Consider the following 21889-nt stretch of genomic DNA (forward strand, 5'->3'; position numbering starts at 1 on the left):
GAAAGGGAGCCGATCTTCAAGTCTTTCAAAACCTGGGTTCGGCTTGATTTCCCCGGTCGCAGAATGCCTCAGAAACGACTCGGTCAGCCCCCTCTACCCCTGGGGAGAGGGTTGGGGTGAGGGGTGGATTTCAAGCCGAGCACACACTCGTGTAACACCCTTAATCTTTCTTCGGTTCCCGAATCTTGTACCAGGCCACATAAAGTGCCGGTAAAAACAGCAATGTCAGCAACGTCGCAATAATAATCCCGCCAATCATCGCGTAGGCCATCGGCCCCCAGAACACTTCCCGGGCGATCGGAATCATCCCCAGGCTCGCCGCCGCAGCCGTCAACAGAATCGGCCGGCGACGATGCTCCGTGGCTTGCACCACCGCATCCCACGGTGCATGACCGTCCTTCTCCAGGGCATCGATCTGCGTCACCAGAATTACCGAGTTGCGGATGATGATGCCGATCAGCGCCAGAATCCCGAGGATCGCCACAAAGCCCATCGGCGTGCCCGTCGGGATCAGCGCCAGCACCACGCCGATCAAGCCGAGCGGCGCGACGCTGGCCACCAGGAACAGCTTCTGCACGCTGTGCAACTGGATCATCAGGAAGGTCGCCATCAAAAACAGCATCAACGGCACAACCTTGGCAATCGGCCCTTGGGCCTTGCCGCTTTCCTCGACGGTGCCGCCGGTGGCGACCTTGTAGCCCACCGGCAAACCGGCGGCGAATTTATCGATGTCAGGCTGGAGTTGTTTCACCAAGTCGGTCGGTTGAATTTCGTCGCGCACCGCCGCCTTGATGGTGATGGTCGGTTTGCGGTCGCGGCGCCAGACCAACGGCTGCTCAAGTTCATAGCGCACGGAGGCGAACGCCAGCAGCGGAATCGACGTGCCGCCCGGCGTGACGATCTGCAAATTCTGCAGGGTTTCCGGGGTGCCACGCTCGGCGTCTTCCGCACGCCCCACCACGTTGATCAGGTAGATATCGTCGTCGACCTGTGTCACCGGCGCACCGACCACAATGCTGTTCATCAGATTGGCCACGTCTTCCGACGACAGCCCCAATTGCCGTGCCTTGTCCTGCGCGATGTCGATGCGCAGGACTTTGCCCGGTTCGTTCCAGTCGTAAATGATTTCGCCGATGTGGGTGTTTTTATCCAGTTCGGTGGCCAGGGCGATGGCGTGCTTGCGCACCTGATCGATGTCCTTGCCGCTGACCCGGTACTGGATCGGCCGCCCCACCGGCGGGCCCATTTCCAGTGCCTGGACGTAGCTGCCGATACCGACAAAATCCTTGCGCAGGCGCTCGCGCAAGCGTTGGCTAAGCGCGTTGCGCGATTCCAGCCCTTTGCTGACGATCACCAATTGCGCGTAGTACGGGTTCTGCAATTGCTGGTCGAGAGGCAGGTAGAAACGGATTGCACCTTCACCGATGTAGGTACTCCAGCGCACGATGTCCGGGTCGTCCTTGAGGGTCGCCTCAAGCTTGTCCACAGCCTTGCGGGTTTCGGCGATCGAAGCGTTTTGTGGCAGGTTCAGGTCGACGAGGATTTCCGGGCGGTCCGAGGACGGGAAGAACTGGTTCTGCACGAACTGCATGGAAAACACCGACGCCACAAACAGGGCAACGGTGATGCCGATCGCCCACCAGCGATTGCGCATGGCCCACAGCAAGCCGTAGTTGAACGACCGACCGATGCGCCCCGGTTCTGCGTCGTGAGGTTTCACGTTGGCGCTGAGGATGTGCACGCCGATCACCGGGGCGAACAGCACCGCGACAATCCACGACACGATCATGGCCACCGCGATCACCGCGAACAGGGTGAAGGTGTACTCGCCGGCCGAGCTGGCGTTCAGGCCGATGGGCACGAAACCGGCCACCGTCACCAACGTACCGGTGAGCATCGGGAACGCGGTCGAGGTGTAGGCGAACGTAGCGGCCTGCTCCTTGGTCTCGCCCATTTCCAGGCGCGTGACCATCATCTCGACAGTGATCATCGCGTCATCCACCAGCAGCCCGAGCGCAATGATCAGTGCGCCGAGGGAAATCCGCTGCATGGTGATGCCGCTGTATTCCATGAAGACGAAGACCATCGCCAACACCAGCGGAATCGAGCAGGCCACCACCAGACCGGCGCGGACGCCGAGGCTGATGAAGCTGACGATCAGTACGATCACCACCGCTTCGAACAGTGCACTGGTGAAGCCGCCGACGGCTTTTTCCACCACTTCGGCCTGGTCGGAAACGTTGTGCACACCGACGCCCACAGGCAGGTCGGCGGTCAGGTCATTCATGCGCTGGTGCAGCGCGCTGCCGAACACCTGAATGTTGCCGCCCTTCTTCATCGCAATGGCGAGGCCGATAGCCGGGTGGCCGTTAAAGCGGAATTCCGGTGTCGCCGGATCGACATAGCCACGGCTGATCTCGGCGACGTCGGCCAAGCGGTAGAAGCGATCGTTGAGCCGCAGGTTGACGTTTTCCAGGTCTTTTTCGGAGGCAAACTGCCCGGTCGTGCGCACGGAAATCCGCTCGGGACCGGCCTCGATGACACCGGCCGGGGTCACCGCGTTTTGCGATTGCAGGCTCTGCACCACCTGACGCTGATCGATGCCCAGCGCCGCCAGTTTGCGGGTGGAGAAGTTCAGGTAGAGGACTTCATCCTGCTCGCCGACCATCTCGACCTTGCCCAGCCCCGGCACTTCGCGGATCTCGGCGCGGACTTGCTCGACGTAATCGCGCAATTGGCGCATCGACAAACCGTCGGCGGTAAAGGCGTACACCGAGCCAAACACGTCACCGAATTCATCGTTGAATCCCGGCCCTTGCAGGCCTTGGGGGAAGTCGCCGCGAATGTCGTTGATCTTCTTGCGCACCTGGTACCAGATTTGCGGAATGTCCTTGGCGCTGGTGGTATCACGCAAGTTAACGAAGACCGTCGACTCGCCGGGGCGGGTGTAGCTTTTCACGTAGTCGAGCGAGTCGAGCTCTTCGAGTTTTTTCTCGATCCGGTCAGTGACCTGCTTGAGGGTTTCTTCCTGGGTCGCGCCCGGCCAGCGAGTCTGGATCACCATGGTTTTGATGGTGAACGACGGGTCTTCCTCGCGGCCCAGGTTCATGTACGAGAACACGCCCATCAGCAGCGCGACGAACATCAAATACCAGACAAACGACTGATGCTTGAGGGCCCATTCGGATAAGTTGAAACTCCCTTTCATTGCGGGCTGTCCTCATCGATTTTTACTTTCTGCCCCGGTTTCAGGCTGTTCACGCCGGCACTGACCACCCGCTCGCCGGACTTCACGCCGTTGGCCAGGACCATCGTTGAGTCAGTGCGGCTGATCAGGCTGACATCTCGCGGGGAAACGGTTTGGGTCTGCGGATCGATGACCCAGATCCGCGGTTTTCCATCGACCTCCTGGAGCGCGGTCAGGGGCAGTTCGATACGCGGTTTGATCGCAGAGCTGAGGGTCACGCTGATCGCCGTGCCCAGGCGAAAACCCGGTGGTGTGTCAGTCAGTGTCAGGCGGGCGCGACGGGTGCGGGTCGCGCTTTGCGCCTGGGGTTCGATTTCGCGAATGATGGCGGTGGTGGTGATGCTCGGGTCGAGCTGGACGGCCACCTGAAACACCACGTCCTCCGGCAACTGGTCGACCAGAGTGTCCGGCAGGTCGATCACCGCTTCCTTGATGTCCGGCTGCGCCAGGGTCACCACTTGCTGGCCGGCGCTGACGACTTGCCCGGCTTCGGCGTTCCACGCGGTGACGATGGCTTTGTGATCGGCGCGCAATTCGACGTAATTGAGCTGGTCCTTGGCCTGATCGACCGCAGCCTTCGCTTGATCGAGGGAGGCCTGGGTGGTTTTGAGGTCGGTCTGTGCGATGTCGAGTTGTGCCTGGGCGCCCACGCCGCGATCGAACAACTCTTGCTGACGCCGGGCATTGGCCTGGGCGTTGATGAGTTGCGCCTGGACGTTGGCCAGATCACCCTGGGCGGAGCGCAACTGGTTCTGCTGATCGGTGGGGTCGAGGGTGGCGAGCAACGCGCCCTTTTCGACTTCGGCACCGACATCGACATTACGGCTGGCAATACGCCCCGGCACCCTGAACCCGACATTGCTTTCATACCGAGCCTGGATGCTGCCGGCAAAGCGGCCCAGGCTTTCTTCGTCCAGGGACTGGACCTTGATGGACAGCACCGGACGCACAGGCTCCGGCGGCGGTTCCTCTTTCGAGCAGGCCACCAGCATCACACCGGCGCATACCAGTAACAGACGCTTCATGGCTGGGCTCCCTCGGCTAAATCCTTATAGGTGTTTTCGGCGATTTCCACCTTCACGCCAGGGTGCAGCAACTGGCCGCCGGCGATGACCACTTTTTCGCCACCCTTCAGGCCGGCGCTGATGATCACTTTGCCCGTCAAGTAGCGGCCGACCGTGACGGTGTGCAGCTGTGCCTTGCCCTCGCCGTCCACCAGCCACACCGCCGGCTCGCTGAGATTTTTCGTCAGTGCCGACCAGGGCAGTTCGACCGCCGACTTGCCTGGTGTCTTGGCCGTGGCACTCACCACCGAACCGAGCTGCATGCCTTCCGGTAGTCCGTTGAGCGTGACTTTGACCTGCACCGTGCCGGTCTGCGCGGAGACGGCCGGGGTGATTTCCCGAACGGTGCCGGTGGTTTTGATCGCGGGGTTGTCGAGCAGGCTGACGACCACCGTTTTACCCTCTGGTGGCTCTGTCAGCAGCGATTCGTAGACGTTGAACACTGCATCGCGCTCGCCGTCCCGGGCCAGGCTGAAAATCGGCACGGTGGCCTGCACCACCTGGCCAACTTCGGCCTGACGCGCGGTAATCACCCCCGGTGCGTCGGCAATCAGCGCGGTGTAGCCCAGCTGCTCCCGGGCGTTGGCCAACTGCGCCTGAGCGGCAGTCAACGCACTCTGACTGCTGCGCAAGGCGGCCTGGGCGGAATCGAACTCGCTTTGGCTGGTATAGCCCTTGGGCAGGAGTTTTTGCTGGCGAACAAAAGCGGCGGCGGTTTGTTTGACCCGGGCCTGTTCGGCAACAACCTGCGCCTGAGCCGAGTCGACGCTGGTTTGCAGGTCCTTGGGATCGAGCTTGGCCAGAACCTGTTTGGCCGAAATACGATCACCGACATCGACTGTGCGCTGGATGATCTTGCCGCCAACGCGGAACGACAGGTCGGTCTGGACCCGCGCCTGAACATCACCGGTCAGGGTCACCGTCGCCGCGTAATCCGCAGGTTTTACCTCTTGCACGAATACCCGCGGACGGTCCTTCTCGACCGGTTTTTTATCGCCACAGGCGCTCAGCAGAACAAGGAGACTCAGGCCAACCACTGTTTTCAATCCGGGACCCACCATGCAGACTCCTTTGCGTTGTACGAACGTGCCAATGGCGATACGACTGTGAGCTTAGAACAGGGTTCCAAGGGTGCGCCTGAAGGCTTCAAATAAAGCGATCACGCCACGATCCTTGTAGCAGCTGGCGAAGCCCTGTGGGAGTGAGCCTGCTCGCGATGGCGGTGTTTCAGTTGGCATTAATGTTGGCTGATACACCGCCATCGCGAGCAGGCTCGCTCCCACAGGGGTTTCGTCAGCGGGTACAGGGGATCACAGTGTTTCCGACAATAAGGCAAACTGGCGAGCCATGCAGCAGGAAGCTTCCCATGCTCAAAACCCTCGCGGTGGCCAATTACCGCTCGATCAATAAATTGGTGATTCCGCTGGGCAGGTTGAACCTGATCACCGGCCCCAACGGCAGCGGTAAATCCAACCTCTACCGCGCGTTGCGCCTGCTGGCGGAAACCGCTCAGGGCGGCGTGGTCAATGCGTTGGCCCGCGAGGGTGGGCTGGATTCGACCTTTTGGGCCGGCCCGGAAAACATCAGCCGACGGATGCGTAACGGCGAAGTCCCGATCGAGGCGAGCGTACGACACGGCGTCAAACGCCTGCGCCTGGGGTTTGCCGGGGAAGATTTCAGCTACTCGATCGCGCTGGGTCTACCGGAGCCGAGCCTTTCCGAATTTTCCCTGGACCCGGAAATCAAGAAGGAATGCATCTGGTCCGGTCCGTTTTACCGCCCGGCCAGCCTGCTGGTGGATCGCAACGGCCCGATGATCCGAGCCCGGGCTGATCGTGGCTGGGAGGTGCTCGCCCAGCACACGCCGAATTTCGACAGCCTGTTCGATCAGGTCGGCAGCTTTCGTACCTCGCCGGAAGTCATGCAGTTGCGTGAATTCATCCGCCGCTGGCGGTTCTACGATCACTTTCGCAGCGACGCCGACGCGCCGGTGCGCCAACCGCAATTGGGCACCCGCACGCCGGTGCTGCATCACGACGGTCGGGATCTGGCGGCCGCGTTGCAGACAATCCGCGAAATCGGCGATCCCGAAGCCCTGCAAGCCGCCGTCAGCGACGCCTTCCCTGGCGCGCGACTGAACATCGCGCCACTTCAGGGTGGTCGGTTTGCGATCGAGTTTTATCAGGAAGGCTTGTTGAGGCCCTTGTCGGCGGCCGAGTTGTCGGACGGGACGTTGCGCTATTTGCTGCTGGTCGCTGCGCTGCTAACGCCCAGGCCGCCGACGCTGATGGTGTTGAACGAGCCGGAGACCAGTTTGCATCCCGACCTGCTGCCGGCGTTGGCGCGGTTGATTATTCGCGCGTCCGAGCAGTGTCAGGTGTGGGTGGTTTCTCATGCTCGGCGGTTGATTTCGGCGTTGCAGGAGGACCCGGAGTGCAATTGCATTGTGCTGGAGAAGAACCTGGGCCAGACCGGGATTGTCGGGCAGCGGGTGCTGGATGAGCCGGCATGGTATTGGCCGGATTGAGTGCCAGGCTTGAGAACCACCCCTCACCCTAACCCTCTCCCCGAGGGGCGAGGGGACTGACCGAGTTGTATTTTCGAGCTACATCGACCTGAAAGCCCGAGTCGAACTCAGGTTCTGAAAGGCCCCCAATCTGCTCCCTTTCCCCCCTCTCCCCCGTGGGGAGAGGGCTGGGGTGAGGGGTGGATCTTAGACCCACCCACATTTCAAAATCCAATCACCCCTGCCACTTCCCACCCTCAACAATCACGCTCTCAGGCTTGGTGTCATCGCTCAATTCTTTACGCACATATTGGTCATACAGCTTCAGCAAAAACTTCTCTTCACCCAGCTTCGCCAACTCGGTATTCACCCAATCACGCAGCTCGATATTGCCCTTCTTCACCGCCGGCGCAATCGGTGCTTCAGCGCCTAACGTCTGGCTCAGCACGCGATAGCCAGGGTTCTGCTTCGCCCAACTGAACAGCACCAGATTGTCCTGCGCATACGCATCGCCCCGTCCATTGGCCAATGCTTGCAGAGACTCGGAATTTTTCTCGAACTTGAGCAGTTTCCAGTCCGGGTGGTTTTTGGTCAGCCAGATATCAGCCGTAGTGCCGGTAGTGACGATGGTCGTGCGAGTTGCCAGGTCATCGAGGTTCTTCACAGTGCTTGCCTGAGGCACCAGCGCCTGCACCGCGACTTTCAGATTCGGATTGGTGAATTCCACCGCTTCCTTGCGCTCCGGGGTGACGGTCATGTTGGCCAGGATCAGATCAACCTTGTCACTTTGCAGGAACGGAATCCGGCTCGCCGGTTCTACCGCTACGAACTCGACCTTGTTCTCATCGCCCAACAGATCCTTGGCAAATTGGCGGCCGATATCAGTATCGAAACCGACATAACGCCCGGCTTCATTGACGAAACCAAACGGCGGTTTATCGGTGAAGACACCGACGATCAGCTTGTCCCGTGCTTTGATTTTTTCCAGGTAACTGGCATTGGTAGCCGCTGGTTTGGTGGGCTCTTCCGTTTTGTTGCAGCCGGCCAGCAACGCGAGGCCGAGCAGCGGGAGTAGCAGCAGTGAAGTCTTGGCAGTTTTCATAGCAGTTCCAGTTCCTTTGTTTGAGTCGTTTTGGGTAGTGCGGCGACATAGGAGAACTTCTCCAGGAACTGCTGCGCTCGTGCGGTTTGCGGGTTCGTAAAGAAAATCTCGGGAGGGTTTTGCTCAAGGATTCGCCCGGCATCCATGAACACAATGCGGTCAGCCACGGCGCGGGCGAAGGCCATTTCGTGGGTGACGATCAACAGGGTCATGCCCTCGCGGGCCAGGCCCTGAATGACTTCCAGCACCTCCTTGACCATTTCCGGATCGAGGGCGGCGGTGACTTCATCGAACAACATGACTTTCGGGCTCATGCACAACGAACGGACGATGGCGATGCGTTGCTGCTGGCCGCCGGAGAGCTGACGCGGGAAGGTGTCGCGCTTGTCCAAAAGGCCCACGCGCTCAAGCAACGCTTCGGCCTGGGCACGGGCCTCGCGACGTTCGCGTTTCTGCACTTTGACCGGGCCGAGCAGCAGGTTGTCGAGCACGCTCATGTGCGGAAACAGGTGGTAACTCTGGAACACCATGCCGATCTGCTGCCGTACTTCGCGCCAGTCGGTGCCCTTGTCCAGCAACTCACGTCCGGCAAAATTCAAGCTGCCGCCGTGGGCGACTTCAAGACCGTTGAGGCAACGCAGCAAGGTACTTTTGCCACAGCCGCTGGGGCCGAGGATGACGATCACTTCGCCTGACTTCACTTGCAGGTCGATCTCTTTGAGCACCTGCTGCTCGCCGAAAAACTTGTTGAAACCCTTGAACTCGATCAATGCGCTCATGCTTGCGTCCAGCGCCGCTCCAGCACGCGCGAGGCGGCCGACAGCGGGTAGCAGATGAAAAAGAAAAACAGGAACAGTGCGCCGTAGATCAGCACCGATTCGTAGGTGCGTTCGATGATCTGTTGGCCGACCTTGATCACGTCCACCACGCCGATCAGCACCGCCAGGGAGCTGGTCTTAATGATCCGCGTGTAGACGTTGATGGTCGGCGGTGTCATGCGTTTCAGCGCCTGGGGCAGCAGCACGTAGCCGTAGAGTTGCGGGCCGTCCAGGCCGATCGACAACCCCGCTTCACGCTGACCGCGAGGCAATGAATGCAACGCACCGCGCACCACTTCGCCGACTTCGCTGGCGCCCCACAGCGACAGCACCAGCACCGCGCACCAGAAGCTCGGAATGCTCAGGCCGAAGAAAATCGGCAGACCGAAGAACAACAAATACAGCCAGACCAGCACCGGGATCGCGCGGAACAATTCCAGATAGACCCGCAGGATCGCGTTCAGCCATTTCGAATTCAGCGTTCGCAGCACACCGTAAAGCACGCCACCAGCAGTGCTGATGGCGATGCTCAGAAAAGAGATCGACAGGGTTTGCGCAGCGCCCTTGCCCAATTGCGGCAACGACACCCAGAGCAACTCAAGACCCGAACTGGCCATGCTGGAGCCTCCTTTCCAGACGGCTGAGCAACAGCGACAGCGGTAAAAACAGCAGCACGCAAATCAGCGTCAGCACGGCGAGCATTTCGTAGGTTTTGTAGTAGAGCGCGATGTAGCTCTTGGTGGTGTAGAGAATTTCCGGCACTGCCACCGCCGAGACCACGGTGGTTTCCTTGAGCAGGAAAATGAAATTGGCGAACAGCGACGGCAGGCTGAGGATGCCGGCTTGCGGCAGGATCACGTAACGCAGCAGTTGCCCGTGGGACAGGCCGATGGAGCGGCCGGACTCGAGCTGCGCCTGAGGCACCGCGTCGACGCCGGCACGCAGCACTTCAGTAAGGTAGGCGCCGCCGAGGAAGGTCATGGTGATGATCGCCGCCGCAAAGCCCGAGACCTTGATGCCCAACGCCGGCAAGGCGAAGTAGACGAAGAACAGTTGAATGAGCAGCGGCGTGTTGCGCGCCAGTTCTACATACAGCCCGACCAGGCGCTGCAAGTAAGGAGTGCGGAACACCAGAATCGTCGCGTTGATCAGCGCCACCAGCAACGACGTGCCGATGGCGATGAAGCCGACCTGCAGCGTCACGCCCACGGCTTTAAGAAACGCCGGCAAGGTGCTGAGGATAAATGCGTAATCGAAGTTCATTGAACATCCTGGACGCCGCAGGGTAAGCGACGGTGGTGCAGTCCATGGGCGATGGATAACCACCCGGCAGGCACCGACTTTAAAGGTATAAAAAGAAGAATTTAAATACCGTTAAAGCATATTGATATCACACAAAAAACTATCCTCCGCATTTGCTGCGGCAGCGGAAGACGACTATTTTTCTTTGCGCTGTAGGAAGGATCTTTTTTTCAGAATCCCCCTCCAAGGATGCACAGCTTTTGGCCAGACTCCCCCGGCCGAACCATCACAAGGAAGAGAAAATGGCTGACGTAAAGGTGCCACAGCGGCTGGATCCGCAGGACATCGTGAAGTTGTTGATGGCGTTGCGCAGGGCGTTGAATACGCGGGTGGCCTGAAACCTTAAAGCAAAAGATCGCAGCCTCGTTTCACTCGACAGCTCCTACAGGGGATACGCTTTTCAATGTAGGAGCTGTCGAGTGAAACGAGGCTGCGATCTTTTGATCTTGGCGCAATAAAAAACGCCGACGCTCTACAAGCCGTCGGCGTTTGAAACCTTGAAGGGGTTTACCTCGCGAATCAGAACGCCGGCAATACCGCGCCGCTGTACTTCTTCTCGATGAATGCTTTCACTTCAGGACTGGTCAAGGCCTTGGCCAGTTTCTGGATGGCGACGCTGTCCTTGTTATCCGGACGAGCCACCAGGAAATTCACGTAAGGCGAATCTGCACCTTCGATCACCAGCGCATCTTTAGCCGGGTTCAGACCTGCTTCCAGCGCGTAGTTGGTGTTGATCATGTCCAGGTCGACCTGGTCCAGAACACGCGGCAGCATGGCCGATTCCAGTTCCTTGAACTTGAAGTTGTGCGGGTTCTTGGCGATGTCTTTCGGTGTAGCCAAGGCGTTTTTCGGGTCTTTCAACTCGATCAGGCCAGCCTTCTGCAGCAGGATCAGGGCGCGGCCGCTGTTGCTGCCTTCGTTCGGGATCGCGATGGTTGCGCCGTCTTTCAGCTCAGCCAGGCTTTTGACTTTCTTCGAGTAGCCGCCGAACGGTTCGACGTGTACGCCGATCACGGTCACCAGATGGGTGCCTTTGCCTTCGTTGAAGCTTTTCAGGTACGGCAGGGTCTGGAAGTAGTTGGCATCCAGACGCTTCTGGTCGACCTGTACGTTCGGCTGAACGTAGTCGGTGAAGACCTTGATCTCCAGGTCCACGCCTTCTTTGGCGAGGGTTGGTTTGATCAGTTCCAGAATCTCGGCGTGTGGAACCGGGGTTGCCGCCACCACCAGTTTCTCGCCAGCCTGGGCCAGGCCCGCGGTCAGGGCAGCCGCCAATGCGGTGAACAACAGAACCTTTTTCATGCAGTGTCCTTATCGAAAATCGCGGTCGTGATCGACGACGGCTTGTTTAGTACGAGTGCCAGTGAAGTGCTATCGCTGGCGTGACGCGGACAATACCGGGATTTTTTATTCCCGAACAATATCTTTTATTCACTTTCATATTCCATTTTGTTCATACAGCACCATGAACAATGTAGGAGCTGCCGCAGGCTGCGATCTTTTGATCCTGGCGAATGCTTAAGCCACCGAAGATCAAAATCAAAAGATCGCAGGCTGCGCCAGCTCCTACAAAATCGCGGTGTTTTTGAGGAGTTGTTTCAGGGCTTCTTTCTCAGCGATTGAACCATTGCCGAGGATTTGCTTCAGTTGCCGCTCGATCTGCACCAATGACGCCGGCGCTTCAGGCAGATTCAAATGCTCGGGCAAAATCTCATCGCCGGTGCTGACCAGCAACGCGAAGTGAATGACGTTTTCCAGCTCCCGGGTATTACCCGGCCAACTGTGTTGCTCTAACAGATGCTGCGCGGCTTCGCTGATCAGCGGCACTGGCAGGTCCAGGCGCTGGCTATAGATGCCGAGGAAATATTCCGACAGCGACAAAATATCGCCCACCCGTTCACGCAAGGCCGGCAGTTCGAGCTGGCCTTCGCTGAGGTAGTGATAGAGACGCTCATGGAATTTTCCGGCGGCCACCGCTTGGGCCAGATCGATGCTGGTAGCGGCGACCAAGCGTACGTCCACCGGGCTTGGTTGGTGAGCGCCGACACGGGTGACTTCGTGGTTTTCCAGCGCCGCGAGCAATTTGATCTGGATCGGTAGCGGCAAGTCGCCGATCTCATCCAGGTAGAGCGTCCCGCCGTTGGCAGAACCGAACCAACCCGCGCGACTGCTGGCCGAACCGCTGTAACTGCCAGCGGCATAACCGAACAATTCGGCATCGGCGTAAGTCGGACTGATCGCGCCGCAGTTGACCGAGACGAACAACCCACCACGATCACTCGCACGATGGATGTGCCGCGCGAGCAACTCCTTGCCGCTGCCGGTTTCGCCACGGATCAACACCGAGATCGAGCGCGGCGCCAATAGCTCCAGCTCCTGGCGTAGCTGACGGGAACGCGGATCGACAAATACCAGCGCCTTGGCGCGAATGCTCAGGGGACTTTTTTCGGCGTCGGGGAAGGTCAGCAGCGGCTGACCGAAGGCTTCAAAACTCATGGCAGACTCCCGCCCTAAACCGCCGGGAGACGGGGGGCGTTTTTAAAAAACAAAAGCAAAAAAGAAAAGGTTCAAGCGCGGCGCAGAGCGTGGTGTTCCATTCGGTTTTGCAGGCGATAGAGATAAGCAAAACCCTGCTCCCAGCGCTGGTGACCGGACTTCACATTGATGTGCCCGGCACCCGACAAAATCCCCGCCTCGGCGCCCCAGTGACGTGCCAGTTCCAATGCACGCGGTGTGCTCACCGCGCTGTCGTTGTCGGAGCTGACAACCTGACTCGGGAACGGCAGCAGGTGGGTTGGAATCGGTGCGAAATTGCGCAGGGCCGGTGCGCAGGCCGCACGCTCGACGTCTGCCGGGGCGACCAGCAAGGCGCCGCGAACCTGACGCAAAAACTGCACGGGCGCCGTGGCGGCCCAATGCGCGACAGTGATGCAACCCAGGCTATGGGCGATCAGGATCACCGGTGTGCTGTCGGCGGCAATCGCCTCAGCCAGTGCCGCGACCCAGTCTTCACGACGCGGCGTCAGCCAGTCGGCCTGCTCCACCCGCGCGCTGTTCGGCAGGCTGTTCTGCCAATGGCTTTGCCAATGATCTTCTGGCGATCCTTGCCAGCCCGGCACAATCAGGTAGCGAATTGATTCGTTGCGCATGGGGGAGCTCTCCTGCTGCGTGTCTGTTCTTGGGCAAGTATAGGGAGGAGAGTTATATTCGCTAAGGAATAAGAAGCTATTTATTAAGACCTATATCGAATATGAAAAATCCCTGTAGGAGTTGACGAGTGAAACGAGGCTGCGATCTTTTGATGTTGGTTTTGAAAAAGCAAAATCAAAAGATCGCAGCCTCGTTTCACTCGTCAGCTCCTACAGTCGGTTTCTCGTAGACAAAAAAAGGGACCGCACCCTGCCAAGGAGACGGCCCCGGAAACTCAAAATCTGTTAGCGCGATCAACATCACTGGATGCGATGATTGGCTGAAATGGTTATCTAATAAAGGAATATTTAATTACTTTGTTAGATGAAAAGCGCATATATCAATCACACCACAGTGATCGCTTCGCACTGCTGCTCGCGTCATTAACCTATCGCCCTATTGGGTCAGATTGATGACGAGATTCGTTATCTTGAGTTTCCGGACACATCGATCAAGCCTGAGCGGCACGCACCTCCTGTGCCTCTGTTGCTTCTTTGCGCACAAATCGATTCGCCCGCCCAAACGTCCCGAAATCATTGAACCGCACGCCCATCTCGCGCATCACTTTATGCGCCACCGACACGGTCATCTGACGGATGTAAAACGGTTCCTTCACCACAAAGTGATGAATCCCGTGAGTGCTGCCGAAGTTGAAGCAGAACGCCTGCAACGGCCACATCCACCACGGGTTCAGCACCTGGGTCTGCTGGATCACATTGCCCGGCTCCACATCACCGTAGTAGTGCATGTTCGAGCTGACGAAATGCAGGCAAAAGGTACGCAACACGTTCGGGCCGATGATCACCACGACAGCGATATCGATGACCTGCATCACCGACAAAGTCGTCGTCGACCATTCGATCGGCGTACCCAGCAGATGAGCGATGCCATTGGCCGCATGGAAGCCCAGGAACATGTACCAAGCGCCCCAATGCACCACCGCCAGCGGCGCGTAGACCTTCAGCGCGCGCTTGATGATGCTGATCTTGTGAGCCCGGGTCTTGGCCCGCAGCATACGAATGAACGCTGACATCACGTTGTCGCCGACCATCAACAGCCGCGCAAAACCCCAGGGTTCGCCGTTGGTGATGGCGCGCTCTTCCATGTCGGATTCCGTGCCGGAGACTTTGTGGTGATTGAGGTGCAGATGCCGACGAATCCACGGATTGATCGTGCTCGGCCGCGCCAGCCACACCAGTCCCATCATCAGGTTATGCGGCACACGCTGTTTGCGGAAGTACATGCTATGAATCAGGTCGTGTTCCAGCTCGTGGGTCAGCGAAGCAAAAAATGCGTTGAGCAACAGGCATGCCCACCACGCCATGTGCCCGGTCATGTAGAGCGCCGCCGACCCAATCATGCCGACCAGCGCGAAGGCCAGAATACCCGCGCCCAAGGCGTCCTGATGGTTGAGAATCGGGTAGCGCTGACGCAGTTCGACCCCCTTGGCCAGCACCACTTGGCGAATATGCGCTGATCGCTGAGCTGCATTCAGTCGCTGGGGACTTGCAGAAGTACCGTGCATGCTTCCATCCTCTGGTTATTGATGTTCGCATCCTGCCTTGTGAGCCCTCGCAACGCGGTAGCCGTGAACGCCAACCTGTTGACCGGAAGCGCCAATCAGCATGACTGAACCGACCTCCCTCGCCAGCTGGACCCGCGCCCTGCGCAAGCAACTCGATGCGCTGGGCCTCGACAGCACCGCCCTGTGCCAACAGGCGGGGCTCGACCCGCAACTGATGGACGACCCGAACGCCCGTTACCCGTTGTCCGGCACCACGCGCCTGTGGGAAATCGCGGTGCAAGTCAGCGGCGACCCGGCGATTGGTTTGCGGGTATCGCGCTTCGTCAGCCCCACCACGTTTCACGCACTCGGTTATGCGCTGGTGGCCAGCGGCAGTCTGCGAGAAGTGTTCGAGCGCATCGTGCGTTATCACCAGGTGGTCAGCGATGCTCTGGACCTGGAACTGACTCGCGCCGAGGACCGCTACCGCTTCCGCCTGAAAATCCCGCCAGGCAATCCGGCCCCGGCCTTCGAAGCCATCGACGCCTTCACGGCGATTTACGTACGCACCTGCCGCAATCGTCTGGGCCGCGATTACGCCCCGCTGGCGGTGTACCTGCGCCGCCCGGAGCCGGCGGACCCGCATCAATGGCACAAAGTCTTCCGCTCACCGGTGTACTTCGCCGCCGATGAAGACCGACTGGAGTTCGCCATCGTGGACTTCGACAGCCACCTGGACGACGCCAACCCGGAACTGGCCGAGCACAACGAAACCGTGCTCAAACGCACCCTCGCACAACTCAAACCCCTGACCTGGGAACGCAAGGTTCGTGACGCCATTGAGGAGCAATTGCCGGAAGGGGAGCCCAGCGCCGAACACATCGCCCAGGCCCTGCACCTGAGTTTGCGCAGCCTGCAACGGCATCTGGCGGACGAAGGTTGTCGGTTCGATACGCTGCTCAACGAGAGTCGCGAGAACCTGGCGCTGCTGCATTTGCGCGATCCGCAATGCTCGTTGAGCGAGATCAGCTACCTGCTGGGATTTGCGGACACGAGCAGCTTCAGCCGCGCATTCAAGCGCTGGACCGGGATGACACCGGGGCAGTTTCGGGATGGGTTGCGGTAAAGGATCCCGGAGGAGTGTTGCTTCGTCTGGCCTCATCGCGAGCAGGCTCGCTCCCACAGTTGACCGCATTCCAATGTGGGAGTGAGCCTGCTCGCGATGAGGCCAGACCAGACGCTATAGAAACGCCTCAGCGCCCCCGATCCCGCCGCAACAACTTGCGCACCCGCTTCACCAGTTCACTCACGGCAAACGGCTTGAGCAGGTAATCATCCTCATGCAACTCCAGATCGCGCAGGCGATCCTCGATGCCGTCCTTGGTGGTCAGGAACAGCACCGGCGTGTCACCGAGCTTGCGGATCTGCTGCAGCAACTGCCAGCCATTGAGCCCGGGCAGCATCACGTCGAGGATGATCAGCTCGTATTCGCCAGACTCGATGAAACGACGGCCGTCCATACCGTTGACCGCCACATCGACTGAGTAACTTGCCTCGTTCAACCCTTTAGCCAGGAGTTTGGCGGTCTCGGGTTCGTCTTCCACTAACAGCACACGCATGGCACACCTCGATTGTCGTCATCACAGGCTAGGCGCCTTCGCGTCTAAAGCCCACCACTAACGCCGGGTTTTAGATAATCGCCAACTTCCGTAATCGTTCCACATCCAGAATCTCGATCTCGCCGTACTTGAGATTCACAATCCCCTGCCCTTGCAAGTCCTTGAGAATCTGGTTGGTGGTCTGGCGCGACAGCGACAGCATCGACGCCAATTGTTCCTGGGGCAGTTGCAACACCCGTCGCGGCGGGTCGATTTCGCCGTAACCCTCGGCGATCATCAGCAAGCGATGAGCCAGTCGAGCGGCGGTTGGCATGAGGCTCAGCTGTTCGAGATTGATGAAGGTCAGGCGCAGTTTCTGGCTCATCAGCAACGCCAGTTGCCGCCAGTACGCCGGTTGCTCATCAAGCAACCTCAGCAACACGGTTTGCGGGATGTGCAACAGGACGCAATGACCCAGACCAAACGCATCATGAGTGCGCGGCTGACCATCAAACAGACAGATTTCGCCGAACCAGTGGGGCGACTCCACCAGACTCAACAGCGCCTCCTTGCCCTGCTCGCTCACTGCGCCGATCCGCACCGAACCTTCGAGCACCGCGTACAGTCCGCACGGTGGATCGCCGCGCTTGAACAGCCGCTGGCCTGGCGACAACCGCCGCACCCTGGCGGCGGCCAGAAGACTATCCTGTAAAGGAACAGGTAAATGGCTGAACCACTGCCCTTTATCCAGCCGCGAACGCCAAACCTGCATGTCCATGAAAACTCCTGGAGATTGTCGCCTGCCTGACAGAGCGAAATGTGGACCCGGGGCATGATCCATCACCCAACAGGAGGAACAACAATGAAAAGCCTCGTCGACCATCTCAGTCAATACGCCGCCTACCACCGTGACCCGCGCAATATTGCCAGCCACTTTATCGGTATTCCGCTCATTGTGGTGGCGGTTGCGGTGTTGCTCTCGCGGCCCCAATGGGTCGGAGGCTGGGTTTCACCGGCGGTGCTGATTGCGCTGGCGTCGGCGTGGTTTTATCTGCGACTGGAGTTGCGCCTCGGGGTGTTGATGACCGTGTTGCTCGGCCTGTGCATTTGGGCAGGTCAGATTCTTGCACAGCAAAGCACGCTGGTCTGGCTGGCGAGCGGCATCGGAATGTTTGTGGTGGGTTGGGCGATTCAGTTTGTCGGTCATCACTATGAAGGACGCAAACCGGCGTTCGTCGATGATGTGACGGGGTTGATTGTCGGGCCGTTGTTTGTGGTGGTTGAGCTGGCGTTTTTGCTGGGGTTGCGGCATGACCTCAAAGAGCAGATTGAGGCGCGGGTGGGTGGTGTGCGTTTGCGTCAGAAAGGTGCTGCGGCGTAGATCGCTTTCGCGAGCAAGCCCGCTCCCACAGGGTTTAGAGTTGGCCACAGATGTGTGTTCAACGCAGATTCACTGTGGGAGCGGGCTTGCTCGCGAAGCTTTTGCTTTTAGATGTTGGCGAGTTTCTGCCAGACCTTCGGCTTGAAGAACAGCGTCTCGCCCTTCGCCAACCCGATCAGGCTGTCGTGATCTTTCACCACTTCCGCTTCGATCAATTCGCTCTGGCCTTCGACCTTCAGCGTCACCCGTGTCGTCGCGCCCAGCGGACGAATATCCCGCACCTCGGCCGCGTGGTGATCCTCCAGCTCATGACGCGACAGCGACACTTCGTGAGGACGGAACAGCACATGGTTGTCTTCACCCAGATGCAGCCGGTTCGAGTCACCCAGGAAGTGATAAACGAAATCGCTGGCCGGGTTTTCGTAGACGTCGCCCGGTGAGCCGATCTGCTCGATCACACCCTTGTTCATCACCACGATGCGGTCGGCGACTTCCATCGCTTCTTCCTGGTCGTGAGTCACGAATACCGAGGTCAGGTTGATGTCCTCGTGCAGGCGTGCGAGCCAGCGACGCAGTTCTTTACGGACCTTGGCGTCGAGGGCGCCGAAGGGTTCGTCGAGCAGCAGGACTTTCGGTTCCACCGCCAAGGCACGAGCCAAGGCAATACGCTGACGCTGACCGCCGGAGAGTTGTTCCGGGTAGCGATCCGACAGCCAATCCAGTTGCACCATGTTCAGCAGCTCGTGGACTTTTACCGCGATCTGGCTTTCGCTCGGGCGCTGGTTTTTCGGCTTCATGCGCAGGCCGAACGCGACGTTGTCGAACACGGTCATGTGGCGGAACAGCGCGTAGTGCTGGAACACGAAACCGACGTTGCGATCACGCACATCATGGCCGGAGACGTCTTCGCCGTGGAACACGATGTTGCCCTGATCCGGGGTTTCCAGACCGGCGATGATCCGCAGCAGCGTGGTCTTGCCGCAACCCGAGGGGCCAAGCAGCGCCACGAGTTCGCCGCTTTGAATGTCCAGGCTGATGTTGTCCAGCGCCTTGAACGCGTGAAAGTTCTTGCTGACGTTACGCACTTCGATCGACATGACTTATTCCTCCGCGGCGCTGGCGCGCAGGCGGTTAATACGGTTTTCGCTCCACTGCTTGAGCAGCAGGATGAAGAGCGCCAGGATCAGCAACAGGCTCGCCACGGCGAACGCGGCCACGTGGTTGTATTCGTTGTAGAGGATCTCGACGTGCAGCGGCAGGGTGTTGGTCACCCCGCGAATGTGCCCGGAAACCACCGACACCGCACCGAACTCACCCATGGCCCGCGCCGTACACAGCACCACGCCGTAGATCAGGCCCCATTTGATGTTGGGAACGGTGACGTGCCAGAACATCTGCCAGCCATTGGCCCCGAGCAGGCGCGCGGCCTCTTCTTCCTGCGTGCCTTGTTCCTGCATTAGCGGGATCAGCTCGCGCGCCACGAACGGCACGGTGACGAAGATCGTCGCCAGCACGATGCCCGGCAAGGCAAAGACGATCTGGATGTCATGGTCCTGCAACCACGGCCCGAACAGGCCCTGGGCGCCGAACATCAACACATAGACCAGACCGGCGATCACCGGCGACACCGAGAACGGCAGGTCGATCAGCGTGACCAGCATACTTTTGCCACGGAACGAGTACTTGCTCACGCACCATGCAGCGCTGACACCGAACACCAGGTTCAGCGGCACCGAAATCAGCACGGCAATCACCGTGAGTTTCAGGGCCGACAAAGCGTCGGGTTCGAAGATCGCGGTGAAGAACGCACCGATTCCAAGCTTCAGGCCCTGAGACACCACGATCACCAGCGGCAGCAACAGGAACAGGGCGAACACCAGCCAGCCAAGGCCGATCAGGATTCGCCGCGATGAAGCACTGCCACGGCGGGCGGCGTTCGAGGAAGCAGCAGCAATAGACGATTGGGACATTTCTGCGCCTCCTTATGGGGTTTCGATGCGCCGCTGCAGCAAGTTGATCAGCAGCAACAGGACGAAGGAAACCACCAGCATCAGTACACCAATGGACGTGGCGCCGGTGTAATCGTACTGGTCGAGTTTGACCATGATCAGCAGCGGCAGGATCTCGGTTTTCATCGGCATGTTGCCGGCAATGAAAATCACCGAACCGTACTCGCCGACCCCGCGGGCAAAGGCCAACGCGAAACCGGTCAGCCACGCTGGCAACAGCGCGGGCACCAGAATATGGCGAAACACCTGTAGCGGTTTTGCACCGAGGCACGCAGCCGCTTCTTCCACTTCACGAGGGATATCGGCCAATACTGGCTGTACGGTACGTACTACGAATGGAAGTGTCACAAAAGTGAGGGCAAGGGTGATGCCGAGGGGGGTATACGCGATCTTGAAACCCAGGTCCGCTGCAAACTGACCCACCCAACCATTGGGCGCGTACAGCGCAGTCAGCGCGATACCGGCCACGGCGGTGGGCAATGCGAAGGGTAAGTCGATCATTGCATCGATGACTTTGCGTCCAGGGAAGGTATAGCGCACCAGCACCCAGGCCAGCAGCGTGCCGATGATGCCGTTGATGATCGCGGCATAGAGCGCGGTGCCGAAGCTGAGCTTCAACGCCGCCAGCACCCGTGGTGCCGAGATAATCGCCCAGAACTGGTCCCAGGTGAGTTGAGCGGCATGCACGAACATCGCCGCCAGTGGAATGAGCACAATCAGGCTGAGGTACACCAAGGTGTAGCCCAGCGTCAGCCCGAAGCCGGGTATGACGGGGGAGATACGACGCGACATAAAAGTCCTTGGTTGATAACGCGCTAAGCCCCGACAACAAGATCGGGGCCGTTGGCTTATGCCTGGCAGTCAAGGGCTGAATACTGCAACCCCTGTGGGAGCGAGCCTGCTCGCGATAGCGCCTGGTCAGCCAACATTGATGTTGAATGTACCGCCGTCATCGCGAGCAGGCTCGCTCCCACAAGTTGTCCCCCCTAACTGACCGTTGGCATATCTATTTCAGGTTATTGCGCCTGATAAATCTGGTCGAACACGCCACCGTCGTTGAAGAATTTCGGTTGAGCGGTTTTCCAGCCGCCGAAGTCCTTGTCGATGGTCACCAGGTCCAGTGTCGGGAACTGTTTGGCGTACTTGGCGGCCACATCCTTGTCACGTGGACGATAGAAGTTCTTTGCCGCGATTTCCTGGCCGACCGGGCTGTACAGGTGCTTGAGGTACGCTTCGGCGATCTCGGTGTTGCCCTTTTTCTCGGCATTCTTGTCGACCACGGCGACCGGAGGTTCGGCGAGGATCGACAGCGAAGGCACGACAATGTCGAACTTGTCAGCGCCACCGTCTTCTTTCAGGGCCAGGAAGGCTTCGTTTTCCCAGGCCAGCAACACGTCGCCCTGACCGTTGTTGACGAAGGTGATGGTCGAACCGCGAGCACCGGTGTCCAGCACAGGCACGTGCTTGAACAGGGTTTGCACGTATTCCTTGGCTTTCGCTTCGTTGCCGCCATTGGCTTTCAGACCATAGGCCCACGCCGCGAGGAAGTTCCAGCGTGCGCCGCCGGAGGTTTTCGGGTTCGGAGTGATGACTTCCACACCGTTCTTGGTCAGGTCGCCCCAGTCCTTGATGCCTTTAGGGTTGCCCTTACGCACCAGGAACACGATGGTCGAGGTGTAAGGCGTGCTCGCTTCCGGCAGACGCTTCTGCCAATCCGCCGGCAGGGTCTTGCCGAGTTTGGCGATTTCGTCGATGTCACCGGCCAGGGCCAGGGTCACCACGTCGGCACGCAGGCCGTCGATCACTGCCCGCCCCTGCTTGCCCGAACCACCGTGGGATTGCTGGATTTTCACGCTGTCGCCGGCGTGGTCTTTCTGCCAGAACTTGACGAATTCGGCGTTGTAGTCCTGATACAGCTCGCGAGTCGGGTCGTACGACACGTTAAGCAGTTCGTAATCCTTGGCAACCGCGGAACCAGCAAAAAGGGCACTGGCCAGGGCGGCCAAAGCGAAATGACGAATCGACGACATGGTGAAAGCTCCTGGAATTCTGTTTGTAATGGCTTTTATGGTCTGGAATCGGGGTTGCCTGTCAAAGATCGCAGCCTTCGGCAGCTCCTACACAAAGCTCCCCGTAGGAGCTGCCGCAGGCTGCGATCTTTTGATCTTG

The 21889-nt window shown here is 59.2% G+C and carries 20 protein-coding genes; 3 read left to right on the forward strand and 17 right to left on the reverse strand.

What is annotated here, in order from left to right:
* Positions 1-160: 160 nt before the first annotated feature.
* From PMI27_RS27225 to PMI27_RS27215, 3 genes are read right to left on the reverse strand one after another with little or no spacing between them, the layout of a single operon-like run.
* Positions 161-3208, reverse strand: a complete 3048-nt coding sequence (locus tag PMI27_RS27225; RefSeq protein WP_008148255.1) for an efflux RND transporter permease subunit — start codon at positions 3206-3208, stop codon at positions 161-163.
* Positions 3205-4272, reverse strand: coding sequence for an efflux RND transporter periplasmic adaptor subunit (locus tag PMI27_RS27220; protein ID WP_008148253.1), 1068 nt, complete (start codon positions 4270-4272; stop codon positions 3205-3207). The genes PMI27_RS27225 and PMI27_RS27220 overlap by 4 nt, the downstream gene beginning before the upstream one ends.
* A complete protein-coding gene (locus PMI27_RS27215; RefSeq protein ID WP_008148251.1) occupies positions 4269-5372 on the reverse strand; it encodes an efflux RND transporter periplasmic adaptor subunit in 1104 nt (367 codons plus the stop codon). Before PMI27_RS27215 ends, PMI27_RS27220 begins: the two co-directional genes overlap by 4 nt.
* Before the next feature lie 305 nt (positions 5373-5677).
* On the opposite strand from PMI27_RS27215, the gene PMI27_RS27210 reads away from it, so the two are divergent.
* Positions 5678-6838 carry an AAA family ATPase gene (locus tag PMI27_RS27210; protein ID WP_008148248.1) on the forward strand — a complete coding sequence of 387 codons (1161 nt, stop codon included), beginning with the start codon at positions 5678-5680 and terminating at the stop codon, positions 6836-6838.
* Between the two features lie 214 nt (positions 6839-7052).
* Here the strand turns inward: PMI27_RS27210 and PMI27_RS27205 are convergent, their stop codons facing one another.
* The 8 genes from PMI27_RS27205 to PMI27_RS27170 form a co-directional block, all read right to left on the reverse strand.
* Positions 7053-7919 carry a transporter substrate-binding domain-containing protein gene (locus PMI27_RS27205; RefSeq protein WP_008148245.1) on the reverse strand — a complete coding sequence of 289 codons (867 nt, stop codon included), beginning with the start codon at positions 7917-7919 and terminating at the stop codon, positions 7053-7055.
* Positions 7916-8698: an amino acid ABC transporter ATP-binding protein gene (locus PMI27_RS27200; RefSeq protein ID WP_008148243.1), complete on the reverse strand. Its 783-nt coding sequence runs from the start codon at positions 8696-8698 to the stop codon at positions 7916-7918. Before PMI27_RS27200 ends, PMI27_RS27205 begins: the two co-directional genes overlap by 4 nt.
* Entirely contained in the window at positions 8695-9354 is a 660-nt protein-coding gene (locus PMI27_RS27195; protein ID WP_008148241.1) for an amino acid ABC transporter permease, read from the reverse strand. The genes PMI27_RS27200 and PMI27_RS27195 overlap by 4 nt, the downstream gene beginning before the upstream one ends.
* A complete protein-coding gene (locus tag PMI27_RS27190; RefSeq protein WP_008148239.1) occupies positions 9335-10000 on the reverse strand; it encodes an amino acid ABC transporter permease in 666 nt (221 codons plus the stop codon). Before PMI27_RS27190 ends, PMI27_RS27195 begins: the two co-directional genes overlap by 20 nt.
* 558 nt (positions 10001-10558) lie before the next feature.
* Positions 10559-11341 carry a MetQ/NlpA family ABC transporter substrate-binding protein gene (locus PMI27_RS27185; RefSeq protein ID WP_008148236.1) on the reverse strand — a complete coding sequence of 261 codons (783 nt, stop codon included), beginning with the start codon at positions 11339-11341 and terminating at the stop codon, positions 10559-10561.
* A 264-nt stretch (positions 11342-11605) separates the two neighbouring features.
* Positions 11606-12535 carry a sigma 54-interacting transcriptional regulator gene (locus PMI27_RS27180; protein ID WP_008148232.1) on the reverse strand — a complete coding sequence of 310 codons (930 nt, stop codon included), beginning with the start codon at positions 12533-12535 and terminating at the stop codon, positions 11606-11608.
* Positions 12536-12606: 71 nt separating this feature from the next.
* Complete coding sequence (locus PMI27_RS27175; RefSeq protein WP_008148229.1) at positions 12607-13188, reverse strand: alpha/beta hydrolase; 582 nt, start codon at positions 13186-13188, stop codon at positions 12607-12609.
* A gap of 491 nt (positions 13189-13679) precedes the next feature.
* Positions 13680-14753, reverse strand: a complete 1074-nt coding sequence (locus tag PMI27_RS27170) for a fatty acid desaturase (protein WP_008148226.1) — start codon at positions 14751-14753, stop codon at positions 13680-13682.
* A 100-nt stretch (positions 14754-14853) separates the two neighbouring features.
* Between PMI27_RS27170 and PMI27_RS27165 the strand changes: the two genes are divergently transcribed.
* Positions 14854-15858 carry an AraC family transcriptional regulator gene (locus tag PMI27_RS27165; RefSeq protein ID WP_008148224.1) on the forward strand — a complete coding sequence of 335 codons (1005 nt, stop codon included), beginning with the start codon at positions 14854-14856 and terminating at the stop codon, positions 15856-15858.
* Between the two features lie 127 nt (positions 15859-15985).
* Here PMI27_RS27165 and PMI27_RS27160 read toward each other — a convergent pair whose 3' ends face one another.
* On the reverse strand, positions 15986-16351 hold the full coding sequence (locus tag PMI27_RS27160; protein WP_008148221.1) for a response regulator: 366 nt from the start codon (positions 16349-16351) through the stop codon (positions 15986-15988).
* A gap of 70 nt (positions 16352-16421) precedes the next feature.
* Positions 16422-17108, reverse strand: a complete 687-nt coding sequence (locus tag PMI27_RS27155; RefSeq protein ID WP_008148220.1) for a Crp/Fnr family transcriptional regulator — start codon at positions 17106-17108, stop codon at positions 16422-16424.
* 84 nt (positions 17109-17192) lie between these two features.
* On the opposite strand from PMI27_RS27155, the gene PMI27_RS27150 reads away from it, so the two are divergent.
* A complete protein-coding gene (locus PMI27_RS27150; protein WP_008148218.1) occupies positions 17193-17711 on the forward strand; it encodes an Mpo1 family 2-hydroxy fatty acid dioxygenase in 519 nt (172 codons plus the stop codon).
* Between the two features lie 107 nt (positions 17712-17818).
* On the opposite strand, the gene PMI27_RS27145 is transcribed toward PMI27_RS27150, so the two are convergent.
* From PMI27_RS27145 to PMI27_RS27130, 4 genes are all read right to left on the reverse strand, one after another.
* Complete coding sequence (locus tag PMI27_RS27145; protein ID WP_008148216.1) at positions 17819-18808, reverse strand: sulfate/molybdate ABC transporter ATP-binding protein; 990 nt, start codon at positions 18806-18808, stop codon at positions 17819-17821.
* A gap of 3 nt (positions 18809-18811) precedes the next feature.
* The gene (gene cysW / locus PMI27_RS27140; RefSeq protein WP_007899636.1) at positions 18812-19681 is read right to left on the reverse strand and encodes a sulfate ABC transporter permease subunit CysW; all 870 of its coding nucleotides are present in this window, start codon (positions 19679-19681) and stop codon (positions 18812-18814) included.
* Between the two features lie 12 nt (positions 19682-19693).
* Entirely contained in the window at positions 19694-20512 is an 819-nt protein-coding gene (gene cysT, locus PMI27_RS27135; RefSeq protein WP_007899634.1) for a sulfate ABC transporter permease subunit CysT, read from the reverse strand.
* 224 nt (positions 20513-20736) lie between these two features.
* Positions 20737-21750: a sulfate ABC transporter substrate-binding protein gene (locus PMI27_RS27130; RefSeq protein WP_008148214.1), complete on the reverse strand. Its 1014-nt coding sequence runs from the start codon at positions 21748-21750 to the stop codon at positions 20737-20739.
* Positions 21751-21889: the final 139 nt, after the last annotated feature.

The sequence above is a fragment of the Pseudomonas sp. GM41(2012) genome, assembly GCF_000282315.2.
In the GTDB taxonomy this organism is placed as follows: domain Bacteria; phylum Pseudomonadota; class Gammaproteobacteria; order Pseudomonadales; family Pseudomonadaceae; genus Aquipseudomonas.